This is a genomic window from Natronorubrum sulfidifaciens JCM 14089, assembly GCF_000337735.1.
GTDB lineage: Archaea > Halobacteriota > Halobacteria > Halobacteriales > Natrialbaceae > Natronorubrum > Natronorubrum sulfidifaciens.
Map to the genome: position 1 here is coordinate 101695 of NZ_AOHX01000025.1, position 12576 is coordinate 114270.

The window sequence follows — 12576 nt, forward strand, 5'->3', positions numbered from 1 at the left end:
CACACGAACACACGAAAGCAACGAGATCAACGATCCGTTCACACGAAATGGCCGACGCCGATACACAATCGACGACGCAGTGTCAAGCGCTCACTGAGGACGGCGAGCGCTGTTCACGGCCAGCCGAAGACGACGGCTTTTGCCACCAGCACGACGAGAGTGATCCAACCGTGAGTGATAGTCAGACGCAACCAGCCGACGACGAGCAGGAGCAACGCACGCAGGACGCCGACGAGACGGCAGAAAGCGAGCCCAAGAGTCGGGACCTCGGCGTCGACATGACCGCCGAGGAGAAGACCGACCCCGACGCGGTCGACGCCGACGTCGAGACCGACCACGACGAGATCGCCGGCGTCCTCGCCGTTCGACGGACGGTCGAGTCGACGGCAAGCGAACTCATCGGGCGGGAGTTCGACGCCGTCAGCGAGATCGCCCCGACCGACGACGGCTGGCGCGCGATCGTCGAAGTCGTCGAACGCCGTGCCGTCCCCGACACACAGGACATCATCGGCCGCTACGAGATCGAACTCGACGACGGCGCGACCGTCCACGGCTATCGCCGACTGGATCGCTACCGGCGCGGCGATACGGGCGCGTTCGAATAGGACCGTCGTCCAACTCACCCGCCGTGTGTGGCTCGCTCGAGTCACAACGCCGTCCCCTGTCACGTCCCGTCTCACCCACGTACCGACCCACCACGACACTGAATCACAAACACGAAGTGCCGCGGACACGTTGGGCCGGCAGACGAACCGTGTCAGAAATCCCGGTCCGCGGCGTCGATGTCGGCCCCGAAACCCGGTGTGAACACTACCACACCGACCGCGACGTCGTCGCGTTCAAATTCGCGTGCTGTGAACCGTATTTTCCGTGCTATCGGTGTCACGAGGCCATCACGGACCACGACGCGGTGCCGTGGCCGCGCGACCGCGCCGACGAGCCCTCCGTGCTGTGTGGTGTCTGTGAGACCGAACTCACCGTTCCAGCGTATCTCGAGGCCGACTATCGCTGTCCGTCGTGTGACGCGCCGTTCAACCCCGGTTGTCGCGCCCACGCCGATCGCTACTTCGAAATCGAACGCAGTTAGTCGTCCGCCGGCACCGTCTCCGTTCCACTCGAGTCGTCCTCGAGTGGCCGTTCGGCCGCGCCGAGCGCCGCCACAACCTCGGGTGCGAGCGCGTTGCGCATCGATCGGCCGTTTCGGGTGCGGACGACGAGGCCATCGTCTGCGAGCGCGCGTAGGTGGTGTGAGACGGTACTCGGATCGCGCTCGAGTTCGTCGGCCAGTCGACCGTTGGAAGCCGACTCGAGGGCGGCGAGCGTCTCGAGCACCTCGCGTTTCGCGGGTTCTACGAGGGCGGCATGGAGTGCGATGTCGGCGCTGTCGCCACCGGCGGCTGGCACAGCCTCGTCATCGGCCTCGAGATAGTAGCGGCGCTTGCCGTTCACTTTGGCCGCGGTCACCAGCCCCTCGTCCTCGAGGACGCGGACGTGATGGCGGACCGTCGAGAGGGCGATGTCGCTGTCGTCGCTCACCTGCGAGAGATAACTGCCGGGCTCGGCCGCAATCGTTTCGTAGACGGCGCGACGGCGCTCGTTCTCGAGGGGGTCGGAGTCGTCGTACCGGCTGTACTTGAAGATGGGGACGAGTTCCCACGGCAGCAGTGAGCCTATGCGTCGAAGCCAGCGGAGGCCACTCGACTGACCGAGCCAGTTGGCGAGGAGTCCGCTCAGGCCGGCCACACCACCCGCAGCGCCAGCCGATCCCGCCGACGCGCCAGCACCGGCACCAGCGCCAGCACCCGCCGCTGCGGCTCCGGACGCGGTGATCGCTCCCAGCAGGCCGACGAGCACGGCATCCGTTGCCAGTGACGTTCCACCCGCCGGCAGTCCGTTTGTGCCACCGTCAGCCGCTCTCGTCTCGGATGCGTTTGCCCCGGCGCTCCCCTCGCTCGTCGAGACGCCCGCCGAGGCCTCGAGTCCAGCACCCGGTCCACCGATCCGAACCGACGTTTCGAACGCTCCCTCGAGGCCGCCAGCAGTCGCATTGGTCGTCTCTTCGACCGTGTCAGCCGTGTCGTTGGCCGTCGCAGTCGTTCCGTCGACCGTCTCGCCGAGCGTGTCAGTCGCCCCGGCAGTCACGCCGTCGAGGTCGTCGGTAGGCTCGTCGGTCGTGGTCTCGAGGCCGTCGCTCGTCCCGTCGACCGTCTCGGTGAGCGTCTCGGTCGTGTCGTTCGTCGTGGTCTCGAGGTCGTCGGTAGTCGCGTTGGTCGTCTCTTCGATCGTGTCCGTCGTCCCGTCGACGGCCCCCTCGAGGTCGTCGCCCGTCTCGCCCGTCTCCTCGAGCGAGTCGGCGTCCGTCTCGAGTGCGATCGCTCCGCTGGCTGGCGTCGTCGCTGTCGCGACGCCCGTGGCCCCGACACTGACGAGCGAGACGAGAAACAAACACACGAGTATACGGCTCGCGGTCGACGAACGGGTGGGCATACTACTCGAGTCCCCTTCTGCGGTCGATCGTTATACATGTTTCTCGTTTCGTGATACTCTACCAAGGAGAACGGTCGGCGGTCGACAGCTCCGCCCGATCCAGCAAGCTATTTCCGCGCTCGAGGGTGGGTTCCCCATATGGACCCGGCGCTTGGCCCGCCTGCAGCGATGGCCGAGAAACGCGACGAGCTGACGCCGATGATGGCGCAGTATCACGATCTCTGTGCGCGTTATGACGATGCGATCGTGCTCTTTCAGGTGGGGGATTTCTACGAGACGTTCTGTGGAGCCGCCGAACGGACCGCACGGCTGCTCGAGATTGCCTTGACCAGCCGCGAGGATAGCACCGGCGAGTATCCGATGGCGGGGATTCCGATCGACAACGCCGAGTCGTACATCGAAACGCTGCTCGAGGCAGGGTATCGGGTCGCCGTCGCGGATCAGGTCGAAGCGCCCGGCGAGTCGCCGGGAGTCGTCGAACGCGCCGTCACGCGCGTCGTCACGCCCGGGACGCTCACCGAGGACGAACTGCTCGCCAGTGACGACAACAACTTCGTCGCGGCGCTGGCCCGAGGGCACGACACTGACGAACTCGCCCTCGCCTTACTCGACGTTTCGACGGGCGACTTCGTAACGACGAGTTCGGACTCGAGCGAGGCCATCGCCGACGAGATCAGTCGGTTCGAGCCGTCGGAGGCCGTCGTCGGGCCAGACGCACCCGAGGCCGTCTTCGACCAACACTGTATGGTGACGCCGTTCGACGCGGCCGCGTTCGACCACGAGCGCGCAAGAGACATGCTCTCGAGATACGTGCGCAACCCCGACGCCTTGCTCGCGAGCGAGACCGAGATTCGAGCCTGTGGCGCACTGCTCGCCTACGCGGAGTACGTCCGCGGCGGCGACCACGAGGGCGAGCGCGAGACCCCGACCGAGACGGGACACGACGAACTCGAGGCGGACGCCGAGGAGCCGGAACAGAAGCGACTCGAGTACATCACGCAGCTCACTCGCTACGACCCCCGCGAGTACCTCCTGCTGGATGCCGTTGCGCTGCGCAGCCTCGAACTGTTCGAGCCCCGTGGCGTCCACGGCGACGACGAGGCGACGCTCGTCGGCGTGCTGGACGAGACGGCGTGTGCGCTCGGCGGCCGCAAGCTCAGAGACTGGCTTCGCCGACCGCTGCTCGAGCCCCGCCGAATCGAGGCGCGGCTGGACGCCGTCGAGGAGTTGACCGCTGCCGTCCAGCGTCGGGAGACGCTCCACGAACTGCTCCGGAACGTCTACGACGTAGAGCGGCTGATCGGTCGGATCTCCCGCGAACGGGCGAACGCGAGAGACCTCCGGTCGCTTCGGGAGACGCTGGCCGTCGTGCCCGACATCCGGGACCAACTCGCCGACGCCGACTGCGACCGACTGGGGGAACTGCACGCGAATCTCGACCCGCTCGTCGACGTGCGCGAGCTGATCGATGACGCCATCGTCACCGAGCCGCCGATCGAGATCACCGAGGGCGACATCATCGCGGAGGGATACGACGACGCGCTGGACGAGTTGCGGGCGACCGCCCGCGAGGGCAAACAGTGGATCGACGACTTAGAAGACGGCGAGCGCGAGCGCACCGGCATCGACTCGCTGAAAGTCGGCTACAACTCGGTCCACGGCTACTACATCGAGGTGACGAACCCGAACCTCGAGGCCGTCCCCGAGAACTACGAGCGCCGACAGACGCTGAAAAACTCGGAACGATTCGTCACGCCGGCGCTCAAAGACCGCGAGGACCAGATCGTCGGGGCCGAAGAGCGGGCCGACGACCGCGAGTACGACCTCTTCTGTGACGTCCGGAAAACGATCGGCGAGGAGGTCGAGCGCGTGCAGGAACTCGCCCGAGCACTCGCCACGCTCGATGCGCTCGTCTCGCTTGCAACCGTCGCCGCACAGTACGACTACTGTCGCCCCGAGATCATCGAGGGCGACCAGCACGGCCTCGAAATTGACATCGAAGGCGGCCGTCACCCCGTCGTCGAGCGTACCCAAGCGTCGTTCGTCCCCAACGACGCAGCCCTGACCGACGACCAGCGACTGGCGGTGATCACGGGGCCGAACATGTCCGGCAAATCGACGTACATGCGACAGGTCGCACAGATCGTCCTGCTGGCGCAGGTCGGCAGCTTCGTCCCCGCGAAAGCTGCGAGACTGACGCCTGTCGATCGAATCTTCACCCGTGTGGGGGCCAGCGACGATATCGCGGGCGGGCGCTCGACGTTCATGGTCGAGATGGACGAACTCGCGACGATCCTGCGCGAGGCCGACGAGCGCTCGCTGGTCCTGTTAGACGAGGTCGGCCGCGGCACGTCGACCGCCGACGGCCTCGCCATCGCACAAGCGATCACCGAGCACATCCACGATGCGGTCGGTGCGACGACGCTGTTTGCGACCCACCACCATCCGCTGACCGAACTGGCTGACGACCTCGAGGCCGCGTTCACGCTCCACTTCGAAGTCGAACAGGACGACGGCGAGGTCGTCTTCCACCACGAAATCGCCCCCGGGGCGGCGACGGGCTCCTACGGCGTCGAGGTGGCGACCGCTGCCGGGGTTCCCGAAACCGTCGTCGAACGATCGCGTGAACTCGTCTCAGCGGCCGCGAAGACACCGAACGACACCGTCGAGACAGCTACGGACACCGACTCGAGCGCGCCGACACAGGCGACGGCCGATGGCGGCGCGCTCCCGCCGGACCTCGCCGCCGAACTCCGTGCCCTCGAGGTCGCCCATCTCACGCCGGTCGAGGCGCTGACGGAACTCGACCGGTTGCAGCGGCTGCTCGAGGAATGAGGCGGCGACTGGACAGATAACACCGCTCACGGGGACGTCTCCAGCCTGAAACGGGAGTCACGTCACCGCAGCCAGCGCCGGCCTACTCGCTCGTCGGCTCGAGGGAAACGAACTCGAGGCCGTGATCGACGAGTAGTCGGTCGGCGCGGTCGGTCACCGAGGGGGCGACCAGAATCCCGCGGATGTCGGCATCAGCGTGCAACTCACGTTCTAACGCGTCGACGTATCGCCGAAGTTGGCCCACGGCATCCGGGCCAACGCGGCGGCGTTTGAGTTCGACGACGACGGTTCGGCCGGCCGCGTCCTCACCGTAGATGTCGACAGCACCCGCGGCCGTCTCGCGTTCGGTCGCAAGCGGTTTAAAGCCGGCCTCGAGCAGCGCTGGCTCCTCGAGGATTCGCTGGCGGAGGTCCGCTTCGGTGCCCGACAGCGTGAGATCGGTCTCGTCGGTGCCCGAAAACGCCGAGACCTGCAACACGTCCTGAAAGCGAACGCACAATCGCTCCTCGGGTGTCGACCGGACGCTTTCGAGGACGAGCGCATCCTCGCCGTCCCCATCGGCGGGACGATCACAGAACACGTCGTGTGTACAGCCCGGCGGCTGCCAGTTGACCGGCTGTTGGCCTTCGTCGGTGTGGACCAGCGCTGCCCCGTCGGGCTTGAGCATCACGTGGCGATCGCCCGCCTCGAGCGTGCTCGAGGCCCGCCCCTCGTAGTCGACGGTACAGCGGCCGAAGACGGTCACTAACGCGGCGCGCTCGAGCCCGTCGGCAATGGCCTCACAGGCAGCCTCGAGTGCGGGCTGCTCGAGCGTGACGGCCCGTGCGGCAGATGTCGATGTCCCAGCAGTCACTGCAACAGCGTAGCTGTCGAGTGGGCAAAAACGATCCGGACTGCCCGAGAGACGACCAAACGGTCGAATCCGGGACTGTCAGCGCGTGTCAAAAAGCCTTATGGCCATACATCCACGCGTTCGAACTGAATGACGAACGGACACAACCGCCGACGGTTTCTCCAGCTCACCGGCACCGGCGCTGTTGCATCACTTGCTGGCTGTACCGATCTCGGACTGTTGAGTGACGACGAAGCCGACGAGCGGCTGACCGCCATCGTCGAACCGGATCAGGCTGCTGTCGAAGCACTTTACGACGACCTCGAGTCGGGCGAGATCGACGAGATGGAGTTCCAACAGCGCGCTCAGGAACTGCAAGAGGAGACGATCGCGGAGTTCGAAGCGTATGCGGACGACGAAGACATCCAGATCGACGAGTCCACGACGGAAGGTGCCGGGCTGTATCTGATCGACGGCCCGGACGAGGCGATTCTCAGCGCCCTCCGAAGCGGCCCCGTCACCGTACTGTACGGCAGCGATGCCTACGACCTGATCCTCGAACAGCAGGCACAGCAACAGCAACAACAAGAACAGCCCGAGCTGGACGAAGACGACCTCGAGGAGCAACTCGAGGACGAACTCGAAGACGATGGCAGCACCGAGGAGGACACTGACGACGAAAGCGACGCCGAAGACGACGAGTAACGTCACATCGCTCCCGCAGCGAAACGCTCGGCTCCCTCGTCACGCGATCGGGGCCGACGCTCACTCGGATTCAGCCGATCGGGCGTCGACGCTGAACGGACTCTCGCGTTCGGTCCAGTTCCAGCCCGGGAGCCGTTCCTGAAAGCCGGCCGCGAGTGCCGCCTCGAGGTCGTCCACACCCGCGTTTTCGTTCTCGTCCCCGTGGACCTGTACGTCGGCGTAGTGAAAGGTTGCCTCGCCGAGTGTCCGCAGGGGCTGGGTGCCGGCGATTGTCGCTGCAAGCTCGCGGCCGAGGATCTCATCGACGACGAAGCCGGGATAGTCGCCCTCAACGTCGATCTCCCGGAGAATCGCGACCATCGCGGCGACGTTGACCGCCAGATCACCGTCGGCAAAGACGGCGTCGACTGCCTCGAGATACTGGGCTTCGGTGACGTGATCGACATCCGTCTCGAAGACGTCACCGAGGTCGTCGCGGACGTGGTTGATGATCGGGACGACGGTCTCAGCTCGGTCTGCAACCCAGTTTCGCTCCATCACGACACGCTCCGGTGTGAGTTCCATACCCCCTGTTTGTGACGGATCATCCTGATGTTTGCGAAGGCTTTTATACCGCGCAAGCAGTAGCGTCGAATAAGCGGGTTCTCCCTGGAATCTTCCCGCACGAACCAGGATAACCGACCTGGGAGCGTGTTCGTACACACGGCATAACGCGATGATTTGGGATACTGGACGGTATATGATCACTGTTGTCACACAACGACAGCGTGGATCTCTGACATCGAGAGCAACACACAGCGACCGTCGCTTGGCTGGTCTCGAGTCGCAGTTCCCAATCGCGTCCGGCCGACAGAACACCGGCTCCCGGCGGCGAGTTCACGCAAGCCACAATCGGCGATTATGAGTACTGTAGAGCAGCAACTCGACGATTTGAAAGCAGAGATCACGAGCGAGTTACCGAACGATATCTCGGTCTCCTCGGTGAAATACGAAGGCCCCGAACTGGTGGTCTACACGCGCGATCCGAAGAAGTTCGCCCAGCAGGGCGACCTCGTTCGGAAACTCGCGAGTAAACTTCGCAAACGGATTACCATCCGACCTGATCCATCCGTTCTCTCACGGCCTAACGAGGCCCGCGAGGAGATCATGGGTGTGATCCCCGACGAAGCGGGCGTTACGGACCTCGATTTTCATGCCGACACCGGCGAAGTCGTAATCGAGGCCGAAAAGCCCGGCATGGTCATCGGTCGCCACGGTTCGACGCTTCGCGAGATTACGAAAAACGTCGGCTGGACGCCCGAAGTCGTCCGGACGCCACCGATCGAATCCTCGACGGTCTCAAACGTCCGCAGCTTCCTCAAACAGGAACGTGACGAACGACGGGACATCTTGGAGAAAGTTGGCCGACAGATCCACCGCGAGGAGATGTCCGACGACGAGTACGTCCGCATCACCACACTGGGATGTTGCCGTGAAGTCGGTCGCGCGTCATTTATCATTTCGACGCCGGAAACACGCATCCTCGTCGACTGTGGCGACAAGCCCGGCGCAGAGGGCGAGGTCCCGTATCTCCACGCCCCCGAGGCGCTTGGCGCAGGACCACAGACGATCGACGCCGTCGTCCTCACCCACGCCCACCTCGACCACTCCGCACTTATCCCGCTGCTGTTCAAATACGGCTACGACGGCCCGATTTACTGTACCGAGCCAACGCGAGATCTGATGGGCCTGCTCACGCTCGACTATCTGGACGTCGCGGCCAAAGAAGGCCGCACGCCACCGTACGAAAGCGAGCAGGTTCGCGAAGCGATCAAACACACCATCCCCCTCGAGTACGGCGACGTCACGGACATCGCCCCCGACGTCAAACTCACCTTCCACAACGCGGGCCACATTCTCGGCTCCGCGGTGAGTCACTTCCACATCGGCGATGGCCTCTACAACGTCGCGTTCTCCGGCGACATTCATTACGACGACACCCGCCTGTTCAACGGTGCCGTCAACGACTTCCCCCGCGTCGAGACGCTCGTCCTCGAGTCGACCTACGGCGGTCGCAACGACTATCAGACCGATCAAGCGGATTCCGAAGAGCACCTCAAGAAAGTCATCAACGAGACCTACGAGAAAGGCGGCAAGGTCGTCATTCCCGCCTTCGCTGTCGGCCGATCACAGGAGATCATGCTCGTCATCGAGGAGGCGATGCGCAGCGGCGACATTCCCGAGATGCCGGTCCATCTCGACGGGATGATCTGGGAGGCCACCGCGATTCACACGACCTATCCCGAGTACCTGCGAGACGACCTCCGCGACCGGATCTTCCACGACGACGAGAACCCCTTCCTCGCCGAAGAGTTCAACCACATCGACGCCGGTGAGGAAGAGCGCCAAGACGTCGCCGACGGCGAGCCCTGTATCATCCTTTCGACGTCAGGGATGGTCACCGGCGGCCCGATCATGTCCTGGCTCGGCCACATCGGCCCCGACCCGGACTCGACGCTCGTCTTCGTCGGTTACCAGGCCCAGGGAACCCTCGGTCGCCGCATCCAGAACGGCTGGGACGAGATCCCGACCAGCGAAGTCGGTGCCATGGGTAACAACGGCGGTGGACGTGGCACCCTCTCGCTGAACATGGACGTCGAAACCGTCGACGGCTTCTCCGGCCACGCCGACCGAGCCGGCCTCGAGAACTTCGTCAAGACGATGAACCCGCGCCCCGAGAAGGTGCTCTGTGTCCACGGCGACGAACGCTCGACACAGGACCTCTCGAGCGCACTGTACCACGACTACAACATTCGGACGTTCGCGCCGAAGAACTTAGAGACGTTCCGCTTCCTCTAACGCTGCGGAGGCGACCGGTCACTCGTTTTCGGCAGACTCCATCGACTCCCAGCGGCCCTCGTGGACGAGCGCGTCGACGTCTATGCGCTCGCGCCACCCTTCCTGCTGGAGCACGGGCTCCTCGGGGAAGCCGTCCTCGGGGTAGCCCAGACAGAGGTACGCGACCGGTTTGACGTGGGGCGGAATCCCGAGTACCTCCTGTACCTCGTAGGGGTAGAGCACGCTCACCCAGCCGACGCCGACGCCTTCTGCGCGAGCGGCCAGCCAGAGGTTCTGGACTGCCAGACACGTCGAGTAGACGTCCGTCCGTTTCATCGAACTCCGACCGAGCACGTGGGGTGCCCCGCGGGTCGGGTCGCAGGTCACGCAGATGTTGATCGGCGACTCGCGGATCCCCTCGAGTTTCAACGCGGCGTACTCCGATCGCGTCGGCTCTTCGTACCCCTCTCGGGCGGCCGCGATGGCGCGGTCGGCGATCTCGGCGATCTCGGTTTTCGTCTCGTCGTCTCGGACGACGATAAGGTCCCAGGGCTGTGAGAAGCCGACGCTCGGGGCGTGGTGGGCCGCCTGAATGAGTCGCTCGAGGATATCCTCGGGGATCGGGTCGTTTCGAAACCGGCGAATGTCCCGACGGGCGTAGATGGTCTTGTAGACTGCGTCTCGCTCGTCGTCGGTGAATGAAACCATCGTTTCAGCGGACAAATCAGAGTTGCATAAAGACAGTGATCGGGTGCGGACAGCGACGGAGGACCCCGAACGCGGGAACGCGTTCAGTCCGCCGTCTCGGAGGGATCGACGACCGCCCCCGTTTCGGGGTAGACGCCGACTTGCTCGCAGATATCGCCCATCGGACAGGCGTCAGGGTCCTCGAGGCAGGCGGGCGTGCGGGCCGTACAGTACTCGCGGCCGAACTGAATCGACGCCGTGTGGCCGAAGCCACATTTGGCCGCGGGCACGTCTCGCTCGAGGACGGCGCGAACGGCCTCGTGGTCGGCATCGGGTGGGGCGATCCCCATGCGTCGATAGATGCGGTGGACGTGCGTGTCGACGGGAAAGACGCCGCCGCGACCGCCCGCAAAAAGCAGGACACAGTCGGCGGTCTTGGGACCGACACCCCGGACGGAGAGGAGCGTATCACGAACCGTCGACGGCGCTTCGTCTTTGACGAACGTATCGAACGCGGCGGCAGAGCCGAACTCCTCGAGGACCCACGCTGCTGTGTCGATGATCGTCTCGGACTTTTGGTTGTACAATCCGGCACCACTGATCGTTTCGGCAAGGATTGACTGCTCGGCGCTTGCAAGCGACTCGGCGAGGTCGATGTCGTCGCCCCCGTATGTACTCATCAGTTCGTCGTGGGCCGGCTGGCTCGCCTTGTCGCTCGTGTTCTGACTCAGGATCGTCCGGACGAGACAGACGAACGCATCCTGGCTGCCGCCGGTCTGGTCCCAGAATATCGACTCATCATCGTCGATCGTGACGGCGTTCTGTCCGCCGTCGATATTGTGTTCGGGAAAGCCACGATCGCCATAGCGATGGGCGAGGCGATTCACGACGGTTTCTGCGCGAGAGTCTGTGGCCATCAGTAGAAGGTCGTGGATCGGTCGAACTAACGGTTGTGATCGACTGGCCGACAGGATCACCACGTTCTTTCGCCCTCGAGTCGCACGTAGGAGACGATGGCGAAGCGATCCGCAAAAGACATCGATCCAACCGACGCCGAACACCGCGAGGTCGGCGCGGGCCTGCTCGAGGAACAGATGGGGCCGAGTTCGTCGCTGGCACACCTCTACCGCGGCGAAGTCCACCGGATGCAGGTCTGGCGGGAACGGCTCGATCAGACGACGAACTGGGCGGTAATCGTCATGAGTGCAATTCTTACGTGGGCGTTCTCGAGTCAGAACAACCCCCACTACATCATCTTGCTGGGTACGACGGCACTCGTCGCGTTCCTGTTCATTGAGGCCCACCGCTATCGTGGCTACGACATCTGGCGGGGGCGAGTCCGTATGTTCCAGCGAAACGTCTTCGCGTACGGCCTCGACGCCTCCGGCGGACTCGAGGACCCTGACTGGCGGAGCAAGCTCGGCCAGGACTACCGCAGACCGGTCATCAAGATCTCCCTCGAGGAATCGATCGCACACCGACTGCGACGGATCTACCTGTTTCTGTTCACAGTCATGCTCGGGGCCTGGGGGACCCACGTCGTCTCGTTCGCGCCCCAGCCGTGGCCGGACAGCGCAGCGATCGGCCCGCTGCCAGGGCTACTGGTGACTGGCATCATCGTCGCACTCTACCTCGTCGCCGTCGGAATTGCGTTCCGACCCCGCACGTGGCAGGCAGAAGACGAACTCCACGAACAGGCCGTGGGCAGTCATCGGTGACAGCACCGAAATATCGACCTAAATCGCGCTCACTCCACGGTGATCGTCACCGTCGCCTCGGCCCCGTCGGCGAGAGCGGCGACGAGGTCGCGGTCGAATCCCTCGGCCGCGAAGGGGGCGTCGTTCATGATCGTCCGGTCGTCGACGTACTCGCTCGTTCGGCCGACCAGACTCCGCTCGTTCGTCAACTCGAGGTCGGGATCGCCCCGTCCCGACACCGAGTCCGTGTGGCCGCCGGCCTCGATCGTAACCGTAATCGTCGCCTCCCGATCCTGGCAGGCCGCAATAAAGTCGGGATCGAAGTCGGCGGGTGCGCGGTCGGCCTCGATTGCGAGGATGCAGTCTCCGGCGGGAGTGAGAAAGTCGTCGGTCGTGACCTCGAACGTGCTCGAGTGCTCGGCGGTGACGTGCTCGTGACCTCGAGCGTGGATAATTTCTTCCATGCTCGAGGGTTCGGTGCCGGGCGGAAAACGGACTCGAATCACGGCCGCCCTG

At 64.4% G+C, this 12576-nt stretch carries 12 protein-coding genes; 6 read left to right on the top strand and 6 right to left on the bottom strand.

Translation table 11 applies throughout. From position 1 onward, the window contains the following. The first annotated feature begins 47 nt into the window (after positions 1 to 47). Together gvpO and C495_RS01690 are read left to right on the top strand one after the other, a co-directional pair. Positions 48 to 605, top strand: a complete 558-nt coding sequence (gene gvpO / locus C495_RS01685) for a gas vesicle protein GvpO, halophile-type (protein ID WP_008159429.1) — start codon at positions 48 to 50, stop codon at positions 603 to 605. A 149-nt stretch (positions 606 to 754) separates the two neighbouring features. Next, positions 755 to 1087 (top strand): CHY zinc finger protein, encoded by a 333-nt coding sequence (locus tag C495_RS01690; protein ID WP_008159430.1) that lies wholly within the window; start codon positions 755 to 757, stop codon positions 1085 to 1087. Here the strand turns inward: C495_RS01690 and C495_RS01695 are convergent. Further along, a complete protein-coding gene (locus C495_RS01695; protein WP_241430571.1) occupies positions 1084 to 2451 on the bottom strand; it encodes a winged helix-turn-helix transcriptional regulator in 1368 nt (455 codons plus the stop codon). The two genes, C495_RS01690 and C495_RS01695, sit on opposite strands and share 4 nt — an antisense overlap. A 174-nt stretch (positions 2452 to 2625) precedes the next feature. Between C495_RS01695 and mutS the strand changes: the two genes are divergently transcribed. Continuing rightward, positions 2626 to 5322, top strand: a complete 2697-nt coding sequence (mutS, locus tag C495_RS01700; protein ID WP_008159432.1) for a DNA mismatch repair protein MutS — start codon at positions 2626 to 2628, stop codon at positions 5320 to 5322. A gap of 82 nt (positions 5323 to 5404) precedes the next feature. Here mutS and nucS read toward each other — a convergent pair whose 3' ends face one another. Then, the gene (gene nucS / locus C495_RS01705) at positions 5405 to 6175 is read right to left on the bottom strand and encodes an endonuclease NucS (RefSeq protein ID WP_008159434.1); all 771 of its coding nucleotides are present in this window, start codon (positions 6173 to 6175) and stop codon (positions 5405 to 5407) included. Between the two features lie 129 nt (positions 6176 to 6304). Here nucS and C495_RS01710 point away from each other — a divergent pair, with 129 nt between their 5' ends. After that, on the top strand, positions 6305 to 6859 hold the full coding sequence (locus C495_RS01710; protein WP_008159435.1) for a hypothetical protein: 555 nt from the start codon (positions 6305 to 6307) through the stop codon (positions 6857 to 6859). A 60-nt stretch (positions 6860 to 6919) separates the two neighbouring features. On the opposite strand, the gene C495_RS01715 is transcribed toward C495_RS01710, so the two are convergent. Continuing rightward, on the bottom strand, positions 6920 to 7423 hold the full coding sequence (locus C495_RS01715) for a hypothetical protein (RefSeq protein ID WP_008159436.1): 504 nt from the start codon (positions 7421 to 7423) through the stop codon (positions 6920 to 6922). 336 nt (positions 7424 to 7759) lie between these two features. Between C495_RS01715 and C495_RS01720 the strand changes: the two genes are divergently transcribed. Beyond that, positions 7760 to 9697, top strand: coding sequence for a beta-CASP ribonuclease aCPSF1 (locus tag C495_RS01720; protein WP_008159438.1), 1938 nt, complete (start codon positions 7760 to 7762; stop codon positions 9695 to 9697). An 18-nt stretch (positions 9698 to 9715) separates the two neighbouring features. Here C495_RS01720 and bluB read toward each other — a convergent pair whose 3' ends face one another. Further along, positions 9716 to 10384 carry a 5,6-dimethylbenzimidazole synthase gene (bluB, locus tag C495_RS01725; protein ID WP_008159440.1) on the bottom strand — a complete coding sequence of 223 codons (669 nt, stop codon included), beginning with the start codon at positions 10382 to 10384 and terminating at the stop codon, positions 9716 to 9718. 83 nt (positions 10385 to 10467) lie between these two features. After that, a complete protein-coding gene (locus C495_RS01730) occupies positions 10468 to 11280 on the bottom strand; it encodes an endonuclease III domain-containing protein (protein ID WP_008159442.1) in 813 nt (270 codons plus the stop codon). A gap of 96 nt (positions 11281 to 11376) precedes the next feature. Between C495_RS01730 and C495_RS01735 the strand changes: the two genes are divergently transcribed. Beyond that, the gene (locus C495_RS01735) at positions 11377 to 12081 is read left to right on the top strand and encodes a DUF2270 domain-containing protein (RefSeq protein WP_008159443.1); all 705 of its coding nucleotides are present in this window, start codon (positions 11377 to 11379) and stop codon (positions 12079 to 12081) included. 29 nt (positions 12082 to 12110) lie between these two features. On the opposite strand, the gene C495_RS01740 is transcribed toward C495_RS01735, so the two are convergent. Continuing rightward, positions 12111 to 12524: a DUF371 domain-containing protein gene (locus tag C495_RS01740; RefSeq protein WP_006064368.1), complete on the bottom strand. Its 414-nt coding sequence runs from the start codon at positions 12522 to 12524 to the stop codon at positions 12111 to 12113. Positions 12525 to 12576: the final 52 nt, after the last annotated feature.